Annotated in this window: 21 protein-coding genes and 1 pseudogene; 11 read left to right on the top strand and 11 right to left on the bottom strand. The window is 63.3% G+C overall.

Annotated features, from left to right (window positions below):
* From M4578_RS19760 to M4578_RS19735, 6 genes and pseudogenes are all read right to left on the bottom strand, one after another.
* Positions 1-340: pseudogene (locus M4578_RS19760) on the bottom strand (transposase); the annotation flags it as partial.
* Positions 341-461: 121 nt separating this feature from the next.
* Positions 462-3542: an efflux RND transporter permease subunit gene (locus M4578_RS19755; RefSeq protein WP_083545804.1), complete on the bottom strand. Its 3081-nt coding sequence runs from the start codon at positions 3540-3542 to the stop codon at positions 462-464.
* A gap of 27 nt (positions 3543-3569) precedes the next feature.
* Positions 3570-4673 carry an efflux RND transporter periplasmic adaptor subunit gene (locus M4578_RS19750; protein WP_237267656.1) on the bottom strand — a complete coding sequence of 368 codons (1104 nt, stop codon included), beginning with the start codon at positions 4671-4673 and terminating at the stop codon, positions 3570-3572.
* A gap of 31 nt (positions 4674-4704) precedes the next feature.
* Positions 4705-5256: a TetR/AcrR family transcriptional regulator gene (locus tag M4578_RS25750; RefSeq protein WP_027264295.1), complete on the bottom strand. Its 552-nt coding sequence runs from the start codon at positions 5254-5256 to the stop codon at positions 4705-4707.
* A gap of 67 nt (positions 5257-5323) precedes the next feature.
* Positions 5324-5932, bottom strand: coding sequence for a TetR/AcrR family transcriptional regulator (locus M4578_RS19740; protein WP_036051549.1), 609 nt, complete (start codon positions 5930-5932; stop codon positions 5324-5326).
* Between the two features lie 237 nt (positions 5933-6169).
* Positions 6170-6523, bottom strand: a complete 354-nt coding sequence (locus M4578_RS19735; protein ID WP_027264294.1) for a winged helix-turn-helix transcriptional regulator — start codon at positions 6521-6523, stop codon at positions 6170-6172.
* Between the two features lie 133 nt (positions 6524-6656).
* Here M4578_RS19735 and M4578_RS19730 point away from each other — a divergent pair, with 133 nt between their 5' ends.
* The 10 genes from M4578_RS19730 (at position 6657) to M4578_RS19680 (ending at position 15463) form a co-directional block, all read left to right on the top strand.
* Positions 6657-7064, top strand: coding sequence for a DoxX family protein (locus M4578_RS19730; protein WP_036051544.1), 408 nt, complete (start codon positions 6657-6659; stop codon positions 7062-7064).
* Between the two features lie 66 nt (positions 7065-7130).
* Positions 7131-7949, top strand: coding sequence for a DODA-type extradiol aromatic ring-opening family dioxygenase (locus tag M4578_RS19725; protein ID WP_027264292.1), 819 nt, complete (start codon positions 7131-7133; stop codon positions 7947-7949).
* 8 nt (positions 7950-7957) lie between these two features.
* Positions 7958-8455, top strand: a complete 498-nt coding sequence (locus M4578_RS19720; protein ID WP_036051542.1) for a luciferase domain-containing protein — start codon at positions 7958-7960, stop codon at positions 8453-8455.
* A 42-nt stretch (positions 8456-8497) separates the two neighbouring features.
* Positions 8498-9400: an SDR family oxidoreductase gene (locus M4578_RS19715; protein WP_027264291.1), complete on the top strand. Its 903-nt coding sequence runs from the start codon at positions 8498-8500 to the stop codon at positions 9398-9400.
* Positions 9400-10047, top strand: a complete 648-nt coding sequence (locus tag M4578_RS19710) for a glutathione S-transferase family protein (RefSeq protein ID WP_051372683.1) — start codon at positions 9400-9402, stop codon at positions 10045-10047. The genes M4578_RS19715 and M4578_RS19710 overlap by 1 nt, the downstream gene beginning before the upstream one ends.
* 291 nt (positions 10048-10338) lie before the next feature.
* Positions 10339-10998: a glutathione S-transferase family protein gene (locus tag M4578_RS19705; protein ID WP_081710583.1), complete on the top strand. Its 660-nt coding sequence runs from the start codon at positions 10339-10341 to the stop codon at positions 10996-10998.
* Between the two features lie 19 nt (positions 10999-11017).
* Positions 11018-11476 (top strand): (2Fe-2S)-binding protein, encoded by a 459-nt coding sequence (locus M4578_RS19700; protein WP_027264289.1) that lies wholly within the window; start codon positions 11018-11020, stop codon positions 11474-11476.
* Positions 11477-11478: 2 nt separating this feature from the next.
* A complete protein-coding gene (locus M4578_RS19695; protein ID WP_027264288.1) occupies positions 11479-13662 on the top strand; it encodes a xanthine dehydrogenase family protein molybdopterin-binding subunit in 2184 nt (727 codons plus the stop codon).
* 83 nt (positions 13663-13745) lie between these two features.
* Positions 13746-14390, top strand: coding sequence for a cupin domain-containing protein (locus M4578_RS19690; RefSeq protein WP_027264287.1), 645 nt, complete (start codon positions 13746-13748; stop codon positions 14388-14390).
* On the top strand, positions 14387-15463 hold the full coding sequence (locus tag M4578_RS19680) for a flavin monoamine oxidase family protein (protein WP_027264286.1): 1077 nt from the start codon (positions 14387-14389) through the stop codon (positions 15461-15463). The genes M4578_RS19690 and M4578_RS19680 overlap by 4 nt, the downstream gene beginning before the upstream one ends.
* Before the next feature lie 22 nt (positions 15464-15485).
* Here M4578_RS19680 and M4578_RS19675 read toward each other — a convergent pair whose 3' ends face one another.
* From M4578_RS19675 to M4578_RS19665, 3 genes are read right to left on the bottom strand one after another with little or no spacing between them, the layout of a single operon-like run.
* Positions 15486-17033: a DHA2 family efflux MFS transporter permease subunit gene (locus M4578_RS19675; protein WP_027264285.1), complete on the bottom strand. Its 1548-nt coding sequence runs from the start codon at positions 17031-17033 to the stop codon at positions 15486-15488.
* Positions 17014-18189: an HlyD family secretion protein gene (locus tag M4578_RS19670; protein WP_245601548.1), complete on the bottom strand. Its 1176-nt coding sequence runs from the start codon at positions 18187-18189 to the stop codon at positions 17014-17016. The genes M4578_RS19675 and M4578_RS19670 overlap by 20 nt, the downstream gene beginning before the upstream one ends.
* The gene (locus M4578_RS19665) at positions 18173-18628 is read right to left on the bottom strand and encodes a MarR family winged helix-turn-helix transcriptional regulator (protein WP_051372705.1); all 456 of its coding nucleotides are present in this window, start codon (positions 18626-18628) and stop codon (positions 18173-18175) included. The genes M4578_RS19670 and M4578_RS19665 overlap by 17 nt, the downstream gene beginning before the upstream one ends.
* 97 nt (positions 18629-18725) lie before the next feature.
* On the opposite strand from M4578_RS19665, the gene M4578_RS19660 reads away from it, so the two are divergent.
* Positions 18726-19184 (top strand): universal stress protein, encoded by a 459-nt coding sequence (locus tag M4578_RS19660; RefSeq protein ID WP_027264282.1) that lies wholly within the window; start codon positions 18726-18728, stop codon positions 19182-19184.
* A gap of 44 nt (positions 19185-19228) precedes the next feature.
* On the opposite strand, the gene M4578_RS19655 is transcribed toward M4578_RS19660, so the two are convergent.
* Entirely contained in the window at positions 19229-20296 is a 1068-nt protein-coding gene (locus M4578_RS19655) for a patatin-like phospholipase family protein (RefSeq protein ID WP_157815109.1), read from the bottom strand.
* A gap of 125 nt (positions 20297-20421) precedes the next feature.
* Complete coding sequence (locus M4578_RS19650; protein ID WP_442439582.1) at positions 20422-21504, bottom strand: ABC transporter permease; 1083 nt, start codon at positions 21502-21504, stop codon at positions 20422-20424.
* Positions 21505-21514 lie beyond the last annotated feature (10 nt).

Below are 21514 nucleotides of genomic sequence, written 5' to 3'. Positions count from 1 at the left end.
CGGCAGGCCCGGCGCTGCGAGATGTCGTGATCCCGCATCGCTCTGAGCGCTGCCTCTCGCCGCTTGGTCAGCGTCGTCAGTTCTTTCCCAAAAGATCTTTCAGGACCACGTTGTCGAGCATCGTATCGGCCAGCAGGCGCTTGAGCTTGGTGTTCTCGTCTTCCAGCGCCTTCAGCCGGGCGGCTTCTGACACCTCCATGCCGCCGTATTTGGCTTTCAGCTTGTAAAACGTGGACGGGCTCAGCCCGTGACGACGGCACAGTTCGGCCGTCGGCATGCCCGCCTCTTGCTCCTTGATCATCCCGATAATCTGCGCCTCGGTAAAACGGCTCTTTCGCATTCGTCTGCTCCTTCAAGGTTGGGCAGACTCTACATCATGATGAGGGATTTCGCGGGGGGCAGGTCACGTCCTTAAGACGGGTCGAGGGCGCTCAGAGAAGCGCTTATAACTGCATCTGCGTTCAGGCTGTCGCTGGGGAACCTGAAGGAGCGTTTTCTTGTTTAGGCGGCTTGATCAAGAAGAACAGCGCATACAATACCGGCACCGCGACCAGTGTCAGGATCGAGGCGAACGCGAGGCCACCCATGATTGTGACAGCCATCGATGCGAAGAAGGCGTCTGATATGAGCGGAATCATACCGAAAATCGTTGTGCCCGCAGCCAGCACGACGGGCCTCAAACGGCTGACCGAGCCATCGATCACCGCCTGATAGTCCTCGACATCTTCGGCGCGTTGCTGATCGATTTCTTCCACCAGCACAATGGCGTTCTTCATCAGCATCCCGGAAAGGGACAAGAAGCCGAGAAGCGCCGTGAACGTGAACGGGAGCCCCGTGAACAGCAGACCGAGAACCATGCCTGTGACCGACATCGGTACGACGAGCCACAATATCAGCGGCTGGCGCACCTTGTTGAACATCAGGATCGAGATCGTCAGCATCACAATGAGGCTGATCGGAAGCTGCTTGCCGAGACTTTCGTTGGCCATCTGCTGGCTTTCGTATTCGCCACCCCACTCCATCGAATAGCCGTCGGGGAGCCGCATCGCTTCGATCTCGTCGCGCACGCTGTTGAAGGCTTCGTTCGCAGTCAGATCCGGTCGCGCGCCGCCAAGAGCCGTGATCGTTCGCGCCCGGTCGCGCCGGTGGATCAGCGCCTCGACGAGGCGGGGCTCAAAGCTGGAGACGAGGTTGGCCATCGGCACATAATCATTTGCCCCCGGCGACCAGACCGAGAGGTCGCGCAAACGGTCCAGCCCGTCGCGCTCGACCTCGGGAAGCCGCAGATACATAGGGATTTCGGCATCGCCTTCGCGCAGGGTGCCCACCCGCAGGCCCGAGGTGCCGTATTGCACGGTGTCGGAAATCGATCCGCGAGTCGCACCGGCCAACCGCATGCGAGCCTCGTCGACGATGGGTTCGACGAGAATTTCGCGCTGCCGCCAGTCTGTGCGCGGGTTTTTGATCGTGCCGGCCTCGTCGAAGATCGCAAGCGCGTTATCCGATAGCTGCCGGAGGACAACTGGATCGGGTCCGGAAAACCGGACGGCGACATCGGCCCCGGCAGGCGGACCGAAGACGATCTCCTCGACGCGGATAAGAGCATTGGGGAATTGCGCCGGCAGTTCACGATTGAGACGCGCCGCAACATCGGGGATGAGTGTGGCATCGGTCGCACGCACGATCAGCTGACCGTAGCTCGCATCGGCCTGCTCAGGGTTGTAGGTCAGCATGAAGCGGCTGGCCCCTCGCCCGACAAGCGTCGTCACGTCCGTCACGATCTCCTCGCCTAAGATGATCGCCTCCAGCCGAGCGATTTCTTCATTCGTGACTCGAATGTCCGTGCCTTGCGGCATCTGGAATTCGACGTAGAATATCGGGGTGTTCGACGCCGGAAAAAAAGCCTGTTTGACCTGACCAAAGGCCATGACCGACCAGACCGTGATTCCGACGATCGTCAGGACGACGAGCACACGGGCGCGCAGCGCCAGCCTGAGGAAACCGCGGTAGGCCGAATAGACGAAGCCGCGATAGGGGTCCTTGGAGGTGTTTTTTGGCGCCTTCAGAAGGAGCTTCCCAAGATAGGGTGTAACGGTCACGGCGAGGATCCAGCTCATCAGCAACGAAATCGCGATAACCGCGAAAAGCGAAAACAGAAATTCGCCGGTGGCATCTGGCGACAGTCCAATTCCAGAGAACGCCATGATCCCGATCACGGTAGCCCCAAGCAGAGGAAATGATGTCGCGGTCTCGGTATCGGCGGCGGCGTCTTCGGCGGACTTGCCCCGTGCCATGCCAATCAGCATGCCTTCGGCGATCACGATGGCGTTGTCGACCAGCATACCCATAGCGATGATCAGCGCCCCAAGACTGATCCGTTCCATCTCGATGCCGAAGACAGACATGAAAAACAGCGTGGAAAACACCGTTAGGCCCAGCGTGGCACCCACCACCAGACCCGCGCGCCAACCCATGGTCAGCATCAGCGCCCCGATGACGATGGCCACGGATTGACCGAGGCTGACAAGAAAGCTCGAGACCGCTTCGTCGACGACCTTATGCTGTTCATAGATCGGTACGATCTCGACGCCGTCCGGCAATTCGGTCTTCAGTTGGTCCAGTCGTGCCTCGACCGATCTGCCGACCTCGACAACGTTGCGGTCCACGAGCGCCGAGACCCCAAGAGTGAAAGCTCGCGTGCCATTGTGACGCACGATCTGGCTCGGCCGCTCTGTCTCCTCTCGGACCACGCGGGCGATGTCGTAGAGCGCAATCTGCCCGACCTCTCCGGGGGCGCCGAGCCGCAGCGCCTCAATGCCCTCGACGCTGACATAACCCGGCGGAACGGACACACCTAGCCGAGACAGCCCTTCGCTGATCTCGCCGTTGGAGAAAACCTGGTTCTCGTCGGCGATGATACCGAGGATCTGGTCCGGTGGCAGCCCCAGTTCGGTCAGGCGCGCCGAAGGGACCGAGATGATGATCTCCTCTTCCGCCAGCCCCTGAACCTCGATCTTGGCCACCCCGTCGACGGTGACAAAGCCGCGCCGCAGTTTAGTCGCGAGGTCTCGCTGTTCCGAGGCGCTCAACCCATCGGCCGTCACAGCGTAGAACATGCCGTAGACGTCGCCGAAATCGTCATTGATGATCGGAGACTGCGCACCGGAGGGGAACTCTCTTTCGATGTCGCGGATGCGGCGGCGCATTTCGTCCCAGACCTGTGGGATCTCGTCGGGCCCATAGGTCATCTCGATCTCGACCGTGATCTGGGCCATGCCCGGCATGGATTTCGATTCCACCCGGTCGAGCTGCTTCATCTGTTGGAGTGCGCTTTCCACGACATCGGTGACTTCCTCTTCCACCTCCATCGCCGTCGCGCCCGGATAGGGCACGAAAACGAGCGCCGTCTTGAGCGTGAAACTCGGGTCTTCGAGGCGTCCGACCGTGTTCAGCCCCCACAAACCGCCGAGAAGGCAAAAGATAATTGCCAGCCAAACGGCGACCGGACGTCGGATGCTTGCGCGGGAAATACTCATTGTCATGGTTTCGGTTTTCCGGTCCAGGATCGTTCAGAGGCCGCGAACCGCGACTGTTTCGTTTTCCTTCAGGCGCCACCACCCGCCGGACACAACCAGTTCGTCTCCGGAGAGCCCCTCAAGCACGACGATTTCGTCGTCGTTCGGCAGCCCCAGGCGGATCGTCTTACGGGACACCCGGCCGGTCCCCTCGTCATACAGCCAGATGGACGGCTCGCTCCGGCTCGTCGTGTCGATCGCCGAGACCGGGACGACTACCAACCGCGATTGCGCACCCTCCGCGGCGGCGGCTACGCGCACATTCGCCGTCATTCCGGGCAGCAATCTCGGGTCGATGGCGCCCTCGATTGCAAACTCTACGTCATAGGTTTGGGCTGTGGGGTCTGCATCGGTCACGAATGTCCGCAGATACAGAGTTGCGTCATACCCCGGCACGGCGGGGAAAGAGGCGGTTACCCTGAATGCATCGGGCTGGGCCCGTGCCATCGCAGCGAGTTCCTCGGGCAGCGAAATCCGCACCCGCATTTCACTGATGTCCTGCAACCTGGCAATCGGAGCCGCAGGGGTGACGTTCGAAAACTCCTCCAGAAAGATGCGCGCGACAATGGCGTCGAAGGGCGCGGTGATCGTGGCTTGAGCCAAGCGTCGCTCCGCTTCACGCAGGGCGACTTCTGCCTGAGCAAGCTGCGCGCGGTTCGTTTCAAGTCGGGCGTCGGTCGCCACCCCTTTCTCGGTCAGACTCAACGCACGATCGTATTCGGATTTTGCGAGGTCGAAAGAGGCCTGCGCCCGATCCACGGCCAATTCGAAATCGACTGGGTCGAGCGCGGCAATTAAATCGCCTTTCTCAACCCGAGTCCCGGCATCTACCGTGAGGTCGGAAAGCTGACCCGAAACCTGAAAGGCGATATCCACGGTCCGGGCGGGCTCCACGCGGCCTGCCAGGCTGCGCGCTCTATCGCTATCGCGAAGCTCGGCACGCGATACTTCGACCGTGACCGGCTGGGCCATATCTTGCTCGGCGCTTCCTTGCGCATCGGCACCGGAAACCTCATCCGTAGTCTGCGCGAAGACCTTGGATGCGATGTCCGGGTTGAATTGCACAAGAAGGACAATGGCGAGAAGGAGGGCGACCAATCCAGCGGCACCTCCTAGGAAGTATCTGGTTCTATTCAAGCTCATTTATCATGTCCCACAATCTGTCGATGGCGGCGTCTTGCTGATCGGCATCACCATCCGCGAGGCGAAGGAGCCTCTGGAAACGAAGACCCTGGATCGCCAAAAAGAGAACCATCGCCGCAGTGTCGTCCTGCGCGTCCGAACGGATGCGCTCGACATCACGGGACAGCTCTCTTCTCAGCGGGTCCAGAAGATTCGGATCCGACGCCGAAACCGCGAGAATAGCCATCGAAAGGTCATCATCGGTGCTTCTGGCTTGCAGAACTGTCTCGAGATGACCGCGCAGGGTGCGGGAACTGTGCCCTTCCGGGACCGACGCCAGACGTTCGCGGTGCTCCGCGAGCATTTCGTCGAGCAGCCCGGCCAGAAGCGCTTTCTTGGTGGGGAAGTTGTACAACACCCCACCCTTGCTGAGGCCGGATTCCCGAGCGACGGCGTCGATCGTGATCTTTCCCGCGCCTTCTCGCAGCGCAATCGCCCGCGCAGCGCCGAGAATCTTTGGCGAGGCGTTCTTCGGTTGCTTTTCCACTTGTGCAGTCACCCTGTACCGTCCGGTCGGTTAAGTCATTGGGCGAACTAATGCGCTGCCCCGTATTTGGCAAGCGAGCTCAATCTGAAAATTTGTCTCTGTGGCCGCTACCGTAAAGTCGCAGGAATGCAGCGACCGCTTCGCGCGCATGTTTCTCGCGGTGGACTGGTCGTTTCACTGCGAGAAGGCGCGGCATAAGTAGCCCCGAAACGCAAAGGTGTATGAAGTGATCGGACGCGCGCCGGGCGTCATCGACATCGAGCGCGCCTTCGCGCGTAAGGCGCTCCAGAACCCGCCCGACGAGTTCGCGGGCCGGTTTCGGGCCTGCGCGAAAATACACCTCACCCACTTCGGGAAGCGCCTCGGAGGCGCCGATGCACGTTCGCAGGAGACGGATGTAGGTGTCGTCCAAGATGAGGTCGACCATGCGCAGGGCGAGTTCTTCCAACCGGGCGCGCGGCTCCAAAGACGCGGTCAAGGGCCGGAGGATTTCGTCCGCAAGCCGACCGCACTCGGATTCAACCACGCTCAGGAACAGTTGCTCCTTGGTCGGGTAATACGAATACATGGTTGCCTTCGACACTTTTCCCTCGGCGGCAATCGCATCGACCGTGGCTCCTTCATAACCGCATCGGAAGAAGACCTCGCGCGCACCAACCATGACGTCGGCCAACTTTCTCTCGCGCATCTCGTTCTCTCTATCCCAGGCAGGACTAGGCGGTTACAAGCTTTACTGTACCGTCTAGTGAGTATAGTAGATAGAAGTTGATTTAGCAGCAAAGCGTAAAGCTGTGCGGATCTACCCCACCAAGCGCCGCTTGGCGGCTTTTTCTAGCGCCGTTTTCAATTCGTCATGAGCTTCGGGTCTGATTCTGCCTGAGTTGTTCTCGGGCGCGGGATTATCCCGCGAACAGGAGGGGTACCGTCATTCTGCCGCGCTTGCGGTCCCGACAAAGGCACCCTCGGCCTCCCAGCGGCGTGCGATCGAGCCAAGCTTGTCCAGCACGCCGCGCAGTTCCGCGCCGCGCTCAGTCAGTCCGTATGTGACAGCGGGTGGGATGGTCATGGCCTGCTCGCGCCAAACAACGCCAGCATGTTCCAGCATTCTCAGCCTCTCGGTCAGAACGCGAGTGGAAATTCCGGGCACCAAACGCTTGAGCGCGCCGAAACGCTGCGGTCCCTGCTCGGACAGAACCCAGAGTATATAGATCGTCCAAGGGCCTGTAATGACACGCAGAAGCGCCTCCATCGGGCATAAGGGGGGCTGGACGCTCTTCATCGTGGATTATCCTCGCGGTTAAAGTAATCTAGTTACTTTTAAGTGCCTACTTTCACGAACAATGCAAGACACCTAAAGGTACTTAGAGCGGAAACTGCGGCTGAACAAGCCCTTGCAAACAGGGAGTGCGGTGATGAGTGACAACGTGGCAAAGTATGTCTACTGGATCGCGACCGGCCTTGTGGCGCTGGTCTATCTGGGTGCGGCGACTTTCTACATCTCATCCCACGATATGGTCGCGGGCATGTATCGCGAGGTGTTGGGCTATCCCACATACATCATCTGGCCGCTCGCGATTTTGAAGATTGTCGGCGCGGTGGTGATTCTCTGGCGCCCTTCGGCGATGCTGGCGGACTGGGCTTACGCGGCGATGTTCTGGCATCTGGTGTTGGCGTTCGGGGCGCATGTCGGCGCGGGCGATCCAGGCTGGCCACCGGCTCTTGCGACCTGGGTGCTCCTGATCGCCTCGTGGATGACAGCCAATCGCGTGCGTGCGGTAAAGTCGGCATATGCGCCGACGTTTCCGACAGAGACGAATTAATCCGATGCGGAGTTGCCACGGCGCTGGCCATCCACCCTCGGGCTTGGGGTTCAAAAGGACGACAGAATGACCGAAAGGCAGCCGACAGTGTTTGTTCCCCATGGAGGCGGCCCTTGCTTCTTCATGGACTGGAACCCGCCTGACACCTGGGACAGGCACCGCAGATTCCTTGAGGCTTTGCCTGCGAGCCTGCCGGCAAAGCCCAAGGCGCTTCTCGTGATCTCAGGCCATTGGGAGGAACGGGTGTTTACCGTGCAGACCAACTCCGCGCCGCCGCTGCTGTTCGACTATCAGGGGTTTCCCCCCCATACTTATCAGCTGACCTGGCCCGCGCCAGGCGATCCTACGCTGGCGGCCCGTGCAAGCGAGCTATTGAAGAACGGCGCGGGTTTTGAAACCCGGGCCGACGCTACGCGTGGCTTCGATCATGGGGTGTTTGTTCCGCTAAAGGTGGCTTTGCCTGAGGCCGACATACCTACCGTCCAACTGAGCCTGCGCGACGATCTCGACGCTGAGGCGCATCTTGCTGCTGGTCGCGCGTTGGCGCCCTTGCGAGACGAAGGTGTTCTGATCATCGGGTCCGGCAACACCTATCACAACATGGGCAAGATGATGCGGGCGATGAGGGGCGGACCCGATGGCCCGGTGAACGGCGGCGACTTTGACCGATGGCTCACGGGTGCGGTGACCCATGAAGACCCCGGGGCGCGCCGCGCCATGCTGGCTGCTTGGGATCGGGCACCCGGCGCACGCGACGCCAATCCGCGCGAGGAACATCTAATTCCATTGCACGTCGTGGCCGGCGCCGCGCTTGCGGATCGGGGGGAAAAGACCCTCGAGGATCACGTATTGGGCGCGGTCGAAAGCGCGTTCAGATTTGGATAGGACCAGATATGTGCTTCGAACTTCCCTTGCGGCAGGGTCCGCGCCCCGAAACCACCGAGTGCGCCCCGCATGAGCAAGTGTCGCAGAACTCCTCGGCCGAGATTCACGCATTGTTCAAGCAGAAGGCCTTCGCCCTGCCCTTCGTCGAGCGTTGCCGATCGGGTATTTCGGTCCCCGGCGCCGAAGCATTAGTCCTGCCGCGGCCGCATGCCTGCGGCCCGCGCGAAGCCTTCATGATCGGACGCGAATTTGCGCATGTGCATCCCGCCTATGACGGGTCGTCGCACATGATGCTGCCGCTGGCGGCGGTTGAGGAACTCATCGCGAAGGGATGGGGCGAACAGCACCCGATGGCCTCGGCCGGATACATCCCGGCCAATGCGATCATGGCCTTTGCTCCACGCGATGAGGCAGAGGTCGATGTGATGATCAAAATCCTGACCACAAGCTGGGGTTTCGCGCGCGGCAAGCTGGCGAATCCCGCCCCCACCCAAATCCACGATTGATCGCAAGCGCGCTTGCAGAAACATCAAGATAAGAGAGATACCATGTCCAACATCCAGAACGGCCCCTTCATCGTGACCGGCGCGTCCGGACAACTTGGCCGGCAGGTAGTCGACCTGCTGGTTCAGGCAGGTGCCGGGCCGGTCATCGCGATCTCGCGCACTCCCGACAAGCTTGCCGATCTGGCGGGAAAAAGAGTCGAGGCGCGCGAGGGCGATTTCAACGACCCGGCTTCTCTTGAAGCAGCCTTCGCGGGCGGCAAGCGTCTCCTCATCATCTCCACCGACGATCTGGAGCCGGGCAAGCGGCTCGCAGCTCATTCCAATGCGATTGCTGCGGCCAAGATGGTAGGTATCGACCACATCGTCTATACCTCCTTCGCAGGCCCGGTCGCGGAAAGTCCGATCGGATTCGCTCAAGACCACGAAGGGACCGAGAAGCTGATCACGGAAAGTGGGGCGGATCATACGATCCTACGCAACAATATGTACACCGACTTTCTGTTGATGGGCGGCCAGCAGAGCGTCGCCATGGGCACGCATTTCTCTGCCGCAGCAGATGGCAAGACCGGATATGTGACACGCGCGGATTGCGCCCGTGCCGCAGCCGCGGCGCTAATGAAAGCTACGGGAAGGGAGACCCTCGATATCACCGGGCCGGAGACGGTCAGCCAGGCCGAGGTCGCGGCGATCTTGTCCGAAATTGCGGGTAAGGAAATCCCCTATGTCGCCCTGCCCGCCGAGGATCTGGTGCAGGCGATGATCGCAAATGGACTGCCGGAGTTCATGGCGAGGGTCTTTGCCTCCTTCGACGAAGCAATCGCGCAGGGCTATCTCGATGTGGCCAGCGGCGATCTCGAATCGCTCACCGGCAAGCCCGGACAGTCGGTGGCCGATTTCCTGGCCGCTAACCGCGCGGCGCTTCTTCAGGCGCCGCAGGAACAATAATGCTGGAAAATGTCATGAGGCTTTACAACGCGAACTTCTCACCGAATGCGCTGCGTGTACGGGCGGTGGCGCACGAACTGGGCGTGGAACTCGAAATCGTCGAGGTCGACATCCGTGCCGGGGACAACCGCGCGGCGGAATTTCTTGCCCGCAATTCAAATGCAAAGGTGCCTGTTTTGGAGGACGGGAATTTCGTGCTCTGGGAGTCCCGGGCGATCTGTGCCTATCTGGCCGGGATCCGGCCCGAGGCAGGGCTCTATCCTGATGGCCTCAAGACGCGGGCCCTCGTCGATCAGTGGGCCTGGTGGCAAGCCATCCACCTTGGCCCGGCGATGCAGAAGTTGTCCTTTGAGCTGTTCCTCAAAGAGAAATTCGGCATGGGCGATCCTGATCCTACTGTGGTCGAAGCGGAACGGAAAGCCACCGATCAGTTCCTTGCCGTTCTGGAAACCGGACTCGACGATAAGGATTGGATTGCAGGCGCACTCAGCCTTGCCGACTTCTATCTGGCGACGACATTCATGTATCGCGACCAAGCGGGGATTTCGCTGGACGAATTCCCCAGAATCGCGGGCTGGATCGGCCGGCTTGAAGCGCGTGACAGCTGGCAGAAGGCCGTAGCACCGCTTCTTGCGCTCTTCGCCTGACATCGCGCTCGCCGCGATGATTGAACGATCATCCCGATTTCGGACCAACCCTCTTCGGCATCCCAATAGTTTGCGATTTTTTACATCGCGTCCAACACCGACCCTCTGCCAGCTTTGGCCAGAGCGATCCGGCGGTCGTCGAAACTCCTTTGCGGTCAATGATGGCAGAACAGCATGTCCGGCAAAGCGAGGACTAACACCGGCTGACACGGGAAAAACGAGACTATTGAAGCGACCCGCCCCGCCCCAGCAACCGTTACCGAATGGCCGAGATGCAGCGTTGCCACGACCATGCGACGGCTGGTCGGGCTGGCTCCGGAGGAGACGGCACGGCCAGCGGTACGTCGCAGGGAGAGGCAGCGTTTCAGCTCGGGGAGGGCGGCTGCATGCAAGGGCATCGCATACGACCAGGTTCCGGTGAACGTGCTGGCCGGCGAGACGCGCCAGCCCGAGCACCTCGCCCGCCATCCCTTCGGCAAGGTGCCGGTGCTCGACATCGACGGGATGCGCCTGCGCGAGACCGAGGCGATCGCCCGTTATCTCGAGGCGCGCAACCCCGATCAGGCGATGTGGCCGGCCGATCCCAAGCGCCGCGCCAAGGCCGACGAGACGGCCGCGCTGATCGGCAACTACGGCTATGGCGCGATCATTGGCTTTGTCGCCTACCACCTGTTCCCTGATCTGGTCGGCGGCAAGAACGAAGATGCGCGGCGGCAGAACCTTGACGCCGCGGTGCGCCTTGCCGGGCTTGTGATCGAGAACCGGGGCGGTTCGCTCTGGCTCGCGGGGGATGCTCCGGGCTATGCTGATTATCTGCTTGGCCCGCTGGTCGCCTATGCCACGATGACAGAGGATGGCGGCGCGCTGATGGCGGTGCCGGGCATGTCCGACTGGTGGACGCAGCTGGCCGCCGATGCGGCCTTCACGGCCACCGCCCCGAACCTGGGCTGAACCGACCAAGGAGGTTATAATGATCACGCTGACGATCAACGGCGCGCGGCGCGAGGTATCTGCCGCGCCGGACACGCCGCTTCTGTGGGTGCTGCGCGACGAACTGGGCCTGACTGGCACCAAGTTCGGCTGCGGCGTGGCGTCCTGCGGCGCCTGCACGGTGCATCTGGACGGGGTGCCGGCGCGGTCCTGCCAGAGCGCGGTGGGCGATCTGGAGGGGGTGGAGATCACCACCATCGAGGGCGCGTCCGATGCCGCCGCAAAGGCGGTCCGCGCCGCCTGGGTCGAGATCGAGGTGCCGCAATGCGGCTATTGCCAGTCCGGGCAGATCCTGTCGGCCGCGGCGCTTCTGGCCGGGACGCCGAAGCCGACCGACGCCGACATCGACGCGGCGATGGAGGGCAACCTCTGCCGCTGCGCCACCTATGCGCGGATCCGCAAGGCGGTCCACCGCGCCGCTGAGATCATGGAGGGCTGACCATGCTGGACCGGATCATCGCGGGGGCCGTTCCCGCCGTTCGCGCCGCGCCGCTGTCGCGCCGTGGCTTCCTGAAACTTTCCGCCGGTGCCGCGGGCGGGCTGATGCTGGGCGCGGCGCTGCCCGTAGGGCGGGCGGCCGCCGAGGGGGCCGCCGAAGGGCTAGCCACGCCCTTCGTCCATATCCGCCCCGACAACAGGGTGGTGGTGATCGTCAAGCACCTCGACAAGGGCCAGGGCACGGCGACCGGGCTTGCCACGCTGGTGGCCGAGGAACTTGATGCCGATGCCGCGCAGGTCACGACCGAATTCGCCCCCGCCAATACCGCGCTTTATGCCAACACGTTGATGGGGGTGCAGGGCACCGGCGGCTCGACTGCCATGGCCAATTCCTGGCAGCAGTATCGCGAGGCGGGCGCCACCGCGCGGGCCATGCTGGTGGCCGCCGCGGCCGAGACCTGGGGCGTGGATCCTGCCGTCGTCACCGTGGCGGGCGGCCGGGTCAGCGCCGGGAACAACAGCGCCACCTTCGGCGACCTGGCCGAGGCCGCGGCGCGTCAGACGGTGCCCGGCGAGGTGACGCTTAAATCGCCCGATCAGTGGGTCTATATCGGCAAGTCTTTCCCCCGCGTCGATGTGACGCGCAAGACGGAAGGCAGCACGGGCATGTTCGGCATGGATGCGCGGATCGAGGGCATGGTCCATGCCGTCAGCCTGCGCAGCCCGCGCTTCGGCGGCACGCTTGCCACGCTCGACGACAGCGCCGCCCGCGCCATGCCCGGCGTGATCGACGTGATCCGCCTGCCCGACCGCGCCACCGTCATCGCCGAAACCACCTGGGCTGCGATCCGGGCGCGCGACGCGCTGGTGGCCGAGTGGGATTTCAGCGCGGCCGAGAACCGTGGCACCGAGGAGCTGCGCGCCGAATACGCGGCGCTTCTCGACCGCGAGGGCACGCAGTTCCACGCGGCCGAGCCCACGGGCCGAGAAGCCGCGCAGGTGATCGAGGCGGATTATTTCTTCCCCTATCTCGCCCATGCGCCGATGGAGCCGATCGACGTGACGGTCCGCTTAGACGGCACGGCAGCCACCTTCTGGACCGGCTCGCAGATCCAGACCCTCGATCAGAACATTGGCGCGCAGGTCCTGGGCATCGCCCCCGAGGCGGTGACGATCAACACGCTCTGGGGCGGGGGGTCGTTCGGGCGGCGGGCGATCTATGACAGCCACTACGTCGCCGAGGCGGCGATGGTGGCGAAGGCCTGGCTCGACGCGCATGGCGAGGCGCGCCCGATCAAGCTGGTGTGGACGCGCGAGGACGACATCCGCGGCGGCTACTACCGCCCGATGCACATGCACCGGGTCCGCGCCGGACTGGACGCCGAAGGCAACATAGCCTTCTGGCAGCACCGGGTAGTGGGTCAGGGCATAATGCTGGGAACGGCCTTCGAGCCTTTCGCAGTGAAGGACGGGGTGGACAGTTCCTCGGTCGAGGGGCTGGGCGAAAGCTCGCCCTATGCGATCCCGGGCTGGACGGCGGACGTGCATCATCCGCGCGTCGGCGTGCCGGTGCTGTGGTGGCGCTCGGTTGGCCATACCCACACCGCCTATGTCGTCGAGACGATGATGGACGAGCTGGCACAGGCGGCCGGTGCCGACCCGGTGGAATTCCGCCTGCGCTACCTTGCCGATCCCCGCGCGCGCGGCGTTCTGGAAATGGCCGCCGACAAGGCCGGCGCCCTGCCCGAGGGGCTGACGCGCGGCATCGCGGTGCACAAGAGTTTCGGCTCCTATGTGGCCGAGGTGGCCGACGTGAGGATGCGCGAGGACGGCAAGGTCAAGGTCGTGCGCGTGACCTGCGCGGTCGATTGCGGCGTACCGATCAACCCCTCGAACATCCGCGCCCAGATCGAAGGCGGTCTGGGCTACGGCCTGTCGGCGATCCTTCGCGAGGAGATCACCCTGACCGAGGGCGAAGTGGACCAGTCGAACTTCTACGACTACACGCCCCTGCGCATCACCGACATGCCCGAGGTCGAGGTGCATATCCTGCCTTCTACCCAGGCCCCCACCGGTATCGGAGAGCCCGGCACCCCGCCGATCGGCCCCGCCGTTGCCAATGCCGTGCGCCGGGCGACCGGGCAGGCGGTGCGCGAGCTGCCCTTTTCGCGGCACGGCCTGGCCTGACCCCGGTCGTAGGGCCGCAACGCCACGGGCGCACCCGGACCGGGTGCGCCCTTCCTTCTCATGCCAAAACACGGATGCAGATCATGCAGCTCAACACCAATTTCACGCGCCCGACGGTTGTCCACGGCAGCCGGCTCGATTGGGTGCCTAGCCCGGCCGCGGGGGTCGAGCGCAAGATGCTTTATCGCGACGGTGCCGAGGTCGCCCGCGCCACCTCGATCGTACGCTATGCCCCCGGCAGCGCCTTTCCCGAACATGTCCATACCGGCGGCGAGGAAATCCTGGTGCTGGTCGGCACCTTCCAGGACGAGCACGGCGACTATCCCGCCGGGAGCTATTTCCGCAACCCACCGGGCACTCGCCACAGCCCCGCCGCTGCCGAAGGCTGCGAGATCTTCGTGCGGCTCTGGCAGTTCCGCGCTGGCGATACTGCGCAGATCGCGTTGCCGCCCGGACAGGCTGAGGGTGTCCTCTTCGACGACGGGTTCGAACGGGTCGGCATCGAGACCTGGGACGGCACGATCCGGCGCGACAACCCGCGCGGGCTGGAAATGATGGTGCTGTCGGGCAGCCTGCGCGTCGGGGGCGAGGAACTGACCGCACAGAGCTGGCTGCGCCTGCCTGCCGGGCTTGCCCTGGTGGCCGAGGCCGAGGGCGCGGGGGTCTGGCTCAAGGATGCGCCGCTACAACACGCCGATGTGCTGCCCCTGCCGGGTGCGGCGGCATGACCGAAGGCCGCATCGCTGTCGTTGGGGCCGGGCTCGCTGGGCTGAACGCGGCCCGGCTGCTGTGGCGGGCCGGCGCGGATGTCCGGCTCTACGAAGCGCGGCCGCGCCTTGGCGGGCGTATCCTGACCGTCGGGGCGGATGGCGCACCCGGTGCCGGCTTCGATTTGGGCCCGTCCTGGTTCTGGCCCGACATGCAGCCCGAGATCGCCGCGCTGGTGGCGGAACTCGGCTTGGCCTGCCAGAGGCAGGATGAGGCTGGGCAGATGCTTTTCGAGCGCCATCCGCAGGAGCCACCTTTGCGCGTGCCCCATCCCGGTAGCGTCGCGTCCTGGCGGATCGCGGGCGGGACGGGGGCGCTTACGCAGGCGCTGGCCGCCGTGATCCCGCGCGACCGCATCCGCCTCGGCGCGCCGGTCCGGCGGCTGACGCGGGCCGAGGATGCGGTCGTCCTTACCCTGCCCGAGGGCGAGGTGCGGGCCGATCACGTCATCCTGGCACTGCCACCCCGGCTGATCGCGCAGGGCCTGACGCTCGATCCGGCACCCTCTCCGGGCGTGCTCGATCTGTGGCGCCGGACGCCGACCTGGATGGCTCCCCATGCCAAGTTCCTCGCCGTCTATCCGAGGCGCTTCTGGCGCGAGGCCGGCCTTTCGGGAGGGGCGCAAAGCCTGGTCGGCCCAATGACCGAGATCCACGACGCCACGAGCAGCGCGGGCGAGGCGGCGCTGTTCGGCTTCGTCGGGCTTTCCGCTGCCGGGCGTCAGCAGATCGGCGAGGCGGCGGTGATCGCGGCCTGCACCGCGCAGCTTGTGCGCCTGTTCGGATCGGCGGCCGCCGAGCCGCGGTCGGTGCGGCTGAAGGACTGGGCGGCGGACGTCCTGACCGCGACCCCGGGCGACCTGACTGACCCTGGCCATCCGGCGCCACAGGTCTTCGCCCTGCCTGCGCCCTGGTCGGATCGTCTGACCCTTGCCGGCAGCGAGACCGCGCCCCGCAATCCAGGCTACCTGAACGGCGCGGTAATCGCCGCGCATGCGGCGGCGGGCCGGGCCGCGGCGCTGTGCTCGGTCTGACCTCGGCCGGTCCGGCGGGCGCTCAGGTTCTGGCCCGCCACATGAACCAGGTCGGTACGAGCGCCAGAACGAAGATCGCGAACACTACCATGAAGCCGTCCTGAAACGCAGCGTTTGATGATTGGATCACCACGGTCTGCCCCAGAAATGAGGCTGCGGCCGGTAGGAGCTGCGTGTCTGGCAGCCCTGACGAATGCATCAGGCCGGCGACTTCGCGCAGAAGTTCCATCGTGGTGGTATTGTCGCTGGTTTGCGTGGCTGCAAAGGCATCGGCGTGCATGACTGTGCGCCGCTCAATGAACACAGTGAGCAAGTTGACCCCGAAGGCGCCGCCGAGCTGGCGGATGAAGTTCGATGCCCCAGAGCCCTGCCCCAGGAGATGCCGGGGCAATACTTTCAAAGCTCCTGAGGAAATTGCCGGGAACACCAGCCCTAGACCCACCCGGGAAATCACGGTCCACCAGGCAAGTGTCCAGAATGTCGTGTTGATATTCGCATCCGCCATCAGCCACGAGGACCAAGCGAAGATCGCCATGCCGATGCCGATCAGGATTGCGGCTGGAACCCTGTCGGACAGGCGCCCTGCGATCGGGAAAACGATAAGCATCACGAAGCCCGACGGCATCAGCAGAAGACCCGCTTGCGTCGGCGTCATGCCCTGGATCTGCTGGACAAAGACGGGCAAGAGATAGGTCGAGCCAAAAAGCCCTGCCCCCATGATGAAGGACACCACCGAGGCTGAAACGAAGGCAAAATTGGCAAAGAGCCGCATGTCGAGCATGGGTTTGTCGGTGTGAAGCTCCCATAGAATGAATCCTGCGGCCGAGGCTGCGGACACCATAAAGCCTACAAGTGTCATGTTCGAATCCCATCCCAGACGCTGAGCATTCGACAATGTGCTGAGGATGACTGCGAGAAAGACCGCAAGGATCGCGACGCCCGGGAAGTCGAAAGCGGGAAGCGGCCCGGTCTGCTCTCGACCTGGCAGAAAAAGGTTTGACAGCAGGATGGCGACCCCGGCGAAGGGAAGGCCCAGATAGAAGACGAAGCGCCAGTCGAAGGCGTCCATCAATACGCCGCCGATCCAGGGCCCGAGAGCGGGGGCGAGCACCACACCCACCCCGTAGATACCCATCGCCGCACCACGTTTGTCAGGGGGGAAGACCTTGAACAACATGATCATCGCCAGCGGCTGGACAATGCCTGCTGCGGCACCCTGGACGACGCGCGCCAACGTCAGCATGGTTTCATTCGGAGCAAGACCGCCGACGACCGAGCCGGCCAGAAAGACGCCCATCGCGGCATTCATGGTCAACCGCATGCCGAAGGCGCGGTCCGCCCAGTCGGCCAGCAGCATCGTGGCGGTCATGGCGGCAAGGAACCCCGTCGAAATCCATTGCGCCTGCACCGCGCTGATCCCGAAGGCGCCCATCACCGCCGGGATGGCGACGTTCACGATCGTGGTCGAGAGAACCACCGAGATGGTTGCCACCATGATAGTGCCGGTGGCGTACCACTTGTAGGCCGGACCATACCGCTCGAAAAAGCGATCAACCTGCGACATCGACATAGATCTCAACCATCATGCCCGGTCGCAGTTCCACACCATCGGCATCGATCGAGACGCGGATCGGCAGGCGCTGGGTGACCTTGGTGAAGTTGCCCGACGGGTTCGGGCTGGGCAGCAAGGCAAGCTGGCTGGTCGCCGCGCCGCCCATGCCGATCACCTCGCCCTCGAAGGTCCGACCGGGGAAGGCGTCGACAGTGATGCTGGCTCTGGACCCCACACGCAACCTGGAAAACTCGGTTTCCTTGACGTTGGCATCGATCCAGACATTCTCGGGCGCGTGATACATCACCAGTCTTGTTCCGGGGGTTACATACTCGCCGACATCAACGAAGGTCGCGTCAACAATACCGTCGAAGCTGGCGTCAATCGTACGGTGCGCGAGATCGATTTCCTTCAGCCGACGTTCCGCCTCGATCGCGACGCGCCCTGCCCTGACAGAATCGATCTGAGAGTCCAGTACAGCGATTTGGGCTGCGTCTGCTTCGACGATTGCAAGATCTGCCCGTGCGGCTTCTGTTGCGGCATAGGCTGCGCGCTCCTGTTGTGTCGCTGTGGCGAGGGCCGCGTTCACCTCATCAAGCGATTGTTGCGACGAAACATTCTGCTCGGCCAGTTTAACCACACGGTCGTGGCGGGTTTGCGTATTCTGCAGCACGGCAAGCGCGGCTTCATGGTTGGCTTCGGCAGCCGCGATGCCGGCATTGGCTGCTTCTCGCCGCGCAGCAAGCTGCTCGGTCAGCATGCCCTTGCGGTTTTCGAGTTCAGAAAGCTGGGCATCTGTCGCCGCCAGCTTTGCGATGACGGCATCGAGTTGCGGCTGCGACGATTCCTGGTCGATCGACGCTAGAACAGTTCCCGCAGCGACCGAATCCCCGACAAGCACCGGAAGTTCGGTCACGCGGCCAGCGACTTCGCTCGACACGGTCACGACGCTCGCTGCGATGCGGGCATCGTTGATATGGACCTGAGTGAACCGTGCTATGATCCACGGGGTTCCCAGCCAGGCCACGACCCCAAGGACTGCCGCCACGACCAACAGCCGGGTCCATTTAACCCGGCTGCGCCGCGCAGCCGGTTTTGGCAAATCCGGCACGGAGGTCTCGCCTGTCTCCTTTGCTTCGGGTGCTGCCGGTTTGATCTCATCCATTTTCGTCATTACCCATCTTCTCCAGCCGGGATGCAATCTGCGCCAGGACGCGGGTCGCGGTGCGAAGATCGTCCGCAGGAATGTCCTCAAGAACTTCCAAGCGACTATTTGCGGCGATCGACTTCATCCTCTCAAGAATCCTCATCGCTGCTTCAGTCAGGACCAGTTTCTTGGCGCGTCGGTCCTCGGCACTTGGGTGGCGCTCGACAAACCCCATTCTTTCAAGACCGTCCAGCAAGCGCACCAGGGTCGGCCCCTCGATGCCAAGGACGCGCGCCAGTTCGATCTGGGTCGCATCCTCGTGCCGGGACAGTTCTAAAATCACGCCCCAGCGTGCTTGTGAAAGACCCAGATGACGAAACTGTACGTCGAGCCTGCGCTTCCACTGGCGCGACACAATTGCCAGAGCGCGTGTGAAGGTCTCCGCCATGTCTGGTGCAGCAGTCATCAGCTCTTGCTTCTGGTTGTCTTGCAAAAAGATAGGAAGCTAATTAGTATGCAAGCAACCGTCTTGCAAGACTAAATTCGAGCCCGGAGGCCAAGCCGTGTATTCCAGAATCCTGCTCTGCTATGATGGCTCTCGCGAAGGGCGATTGGCGCTACGCGAGGGCGCGCGCCTTGCGCAGATCACGGGCGCTGCCGTGACTCTTCTGGCGGTGGTCGAGACAGCCTCGGGCAATGTCTACGCGATCGGGGCCGATACCGTTGCCCTGGGCCAGCAGAAGGCCGATCTGGACGCAATCCTGGAGGAGGGCCGCCAGCGGCTGACGGGGATGGGGCTTTCGCCGCAGGTCCGGATCGAGTTCGGCGATCCCGTCGCAACCATCACCAGGGTATCCGTTGAGACCGAGGCGGATCTTGTCGTTGTCGGACACCACCGGCACGGTTTCTGGACGCGCTGGTTGAGCCGCTCGATCGCGGCCGAACTAAGTGACAGTCTAGGGTGCAGCCTGCTTCTGGCGCAGAAGGTTGTCGAGGATTCGGAACTTTTTGGGAAGGCGTGAAAAGGATGGTGCCGCCGCTACGGCTTGTGCGTCATCTGGCGGTCCTAACCCGCGCTCACGATCGCTTCACCCCCTTCCAGAGGTGGCAGAGCCGCTGACCACGCCGACCCAGCGCGTGCCCGCCGGAAACCTTCGGCATAGAGGGCGCGCATATAGGCGGTATTGAACTCGAGGGTGTCGACATCGTCGGGCGCGACCATGTCAATAGAGGTGACATGGAAGCCGATTCCGGCAGCGTGTGCAAAGTCATGGGTCGCGTTGACCTGGCGCAGCATTTGGTACTTCAGCAACGTCGAAACCGAGCGGGCGGTGATCGCGCTCGGTCGCACCGCCACGACGTTGAATTCCGGTTCGAGATTGACATTCATCAGCATGTGGATGTCGGTCAGCGCCGCCCCGACCGCGCGCTGTCCCTGGAACGAGAACAGCACAGTCTCGGGCAATGTGAAGACGTTCGACACGACGGCACCGTCTCCGTGCAGTTCCTCGAAGGTGCGGCCGTCAGCGGTCTGCCCGCGAATACGGATCGGCGGAAATGCACCCGGGATCGCGGCCGAGGCCATCAGGACGTCCTCAAACAAGGACAGAGCGCCCGGATCGCCGCTGCCCGCAATCGCACCCATGTTCCAGATCACCCCGAGCTGGGCGTCCAGATCGGTCGTGAATACGAAGAGGCGTCGGCCTCGGGCATGTTCTTGCGCGACTCCACGCAGCAGCGAGGGTGAGACGAAAAATTCGACCAGTTGGCGCAGCGGCTGGGGATCGACAAGCGCACCCCGCGTAAGCAACCCCAGCAGCGAGGGCTTGCCGCCGATGCCCTCGGCAACGCCGCCGGTATAGAGATTGCGCAGCGTAACATCATGTTCGGGGCCCAGAAACGCGAGCGGTGCGATCAGCGCCCCGGTGCTGACGCCGCTTATGACCGAGAAGGTCGGTCGCGTTCCGGAAGCGGTCCAGCCCGCCAGGACACCCGCGCCAAAGGCACCGTTTGCGCCACCCCCGGAAATGGCCAGGTAATGCGACCGTCCGTTCTCGCGAAACCTCGGGCCCAGGTCCGGTGGATAGTCCTCTATCGCCGCGTCCGTGCGGATGCGATAGGGTGCACCCAGCAACGGTGTCGCGGCCCTGTCATCCGGGCGGTATGGGATGCGCGGTTCTACACCGCAGGCGCTTACCGCCGCAGCTCCCATCAGTGCGAGCGTCGCCCGCCTTGTCGGTATGCCCTGCCGCCTTTCGGTCACCTCAGGAGCCCGTGGAACCGACGCAGTGCAATGGAAAACATAGCGGTGCCGATCAGCGCCAGTGCCAGAAGTTGCGGCCAGACCACCGAAAGCCCCGCGCCGCGGAACAGGACCGACTGCGAAAGGGCGATAAAATGCGTGTTGGGCGCCGCGAGCATTGCGTACTGCACCGCCTCGGGCATGGATTCGCGCGGGGTCATGCCGCCCGACAGGATTTCCAGCGGCAAGAGGACTAGCAACAGCAGCATGGCAAATTGCGGCATCGAGCCGGAGATCGTGGCCAGCAGGATACCCAGAGAGGTGGTGGCGAAAAGATGCAGCGCCACCCCGACAAGAAACAGGGTGACCGAGCCGGCTATCGGCACCTCCAGCACCCCCTGGACCATGAAGTTCAGCGACAGCCCGGTTGCCACAAGCACCACCGCGCCCATGCTGAGAACCTTGCTTGTCATGATCTCGGCCGGCGTGACAGGCATCACCAGCAGGTGTTCGACCGTGCCGTGTTCGCGTTCGCGGATCAGGGCTGCGCCCGACAGGATGATCGAAAGCATGGTGACGGCACTGATCACCGCTGTAAGGGCGCCGAACCAGCCGGGGTCCAGCGCCGGGTTGAACCGCGCCCGCACAGCCAGATCGACCGGAGGCGCAGCCGCAGCGGCATCGCGGGCGGCCCAACCGGTAATTTCCTGATCGACGATCGCCTGGATATAGCCGGCGCCGGTGAAGGCCTGGCTGACCCGTGTGGCATCGACGTTCAGTTGCAGCTCCGGCCGGTCGCCCGCCAGCAGGTCGCGCTGGAAATCGGGGGGGATCACCAGCGAGAACGTGTCGATCCCGGCATCCATCCGCGCATCCATCTCGGCCAGGCCAATCTGCGCCGGCGGCACGAAATAGGGTGCGAGGAAGGCATCTGCCATGCGGCGCGTGAGCGGCGAGGCATCCTCGTCCACGATGCCGATGGTGGCGCGGTTCAGCGTCTCGGGCATGGCGGTGGCGTGGGTGTATATGTCTAGCGTGAACGCGTAGACCACCAAAACCATGAGAAGCGGGTCGTGCAACAGGCCGCGCAATTCTTTCACGGCAAGATGT

This window comes from Salipiger pentaromativorans, assembly GCF_024721115.1.
In the GTDB taxonomy this organism is placed as follows: Bacteria; Pseudomonadota; Alphaproteobacteria; order Rhodobacterales; family Rhodobacteraceae; genus Salipiger; species Salipiger pentaromativorans.
The sequence above is the reverse complement of the archived record's forward strand: the minus strand, read 5'-3'. Positions and strand labels throughout refer to the sequence as shown.

Excerpts from the sequence above, each read along its gene's own strand:
- M4578_RS19755 (WP_083545804.1), bottom strand. The coding sequence starts at position 3,542 with ATGACAATGAGTATTTCCCGCGCAAGCATCCGACGTCCGGTCGCCGTT.
- M4578_RS19740 (WP_036051549.1), bottom strand. The coding sequence starts at position 5,932 with ATGCGCGAGAGAAAGTTGGCCGACGTCATGGTTGGTGCGCGCGAGGTC.
- M4578_RS19735 (WP_027264294.1), bottom strand. The coding sequence starts at position 6,523 with ATGAAGAGCGTCCAGCCCCCCTTATGCCCGATGGAGGCGCTTCTGCGT.
- M4578_RS19730 (WP_036051544.1), top strand. The coding sequence starts at position 6,657 with ATGAGTGACAACGTGGCAAAGTATGTCTACTGGATCGCGACCGGCCTT.
- M4578_RS19725 (WP_027264292.1), top strand. The coding sequence starts at position 7,131 with ATGACCGAAAGGCAGCCGACAGTGTTTGTTCCCCATGGAGGCGGCCCT.
- M4578_RS19720 (WP_036051542.1), top strand. The coding sequence starts at position 7,958 with ATGTGCTTCGAACTTCCCTTGCGGCAGGGTCCGCGCCCCGAAACCACC.
- M4578_RS19715 (WP_027264291.1), top strand. The coding sequence starts at position 8,498 with ATGTCCAACATCCAGAACGGCCCCTTCATCGTGACCGGCGCGTCCGGA.
- M4578_RS19710 (WP_051372683.1), top strand. The coding sequence starts at position 9,400 with ATGCTGGAAAATGTCATGAGGCTTTACAACGCGAACTTCTCACCGAAT.
- M4578_RS19705 (WP_081710583.1), top strand. The coding sequence starts at position 10,339 with ATGCGACGGCTGGTCGGGCTGGCTCCGGAGGAGACGGCACGGCCAGCG.
- M4578_RS19700 (WP_027264289.1), top strand. The coding sequence starts at position 11,018 with ATGATCACGCTGACGATCAACGGCGCGCGGCGCGAGGTATCTGCCGCG.
- M4578_RS19695 (WP_027264288.1), top strand. The coding sequence starts at position 11,479 with ATGCTGGACCGGATCATCGCGGGGGCCGTTCCCGCCGTTCGCGCCGCG.
- M4578_RS19690 (WP_027264287.1), top strand. The coding sequence starts at position 13,746 with ATGCAGCTCAACACCAATTTCACGCGCCCGACGGTTGTCCACGGCAGC.
- M4578_RS19680 (WP_027264286.1), top strand. The coding sequence starts at position 14,387 with ATGACCGAAGGCCGCATCGCTGTCGTTGGGGCCGGGCTCGCTGGGCTG.
- M4578_RS19675 (WP_027264285.1), bottom strand. The coding sequence starts at position 17,033 with ATGTCGATGTCGCAGGTTGATCGCTTTTTCGAGCGGTATGGTCCGGCC.
- M4578_RS19670 (WP_245601548.1), bottom strand. The coding sequence starts at position 18,189 with ATGACGAAAATGGATGAGATCAAACCGGCAGCACCCGAAGCAAAGGAG.
- M4578_RS19665 (WP_051372705.1), bottom strand. The coding sequence starts at position 18,628 with ATGACTGCTGCACCAGACATGGCGGAGACCTTCACACGCGCTCTGGCA.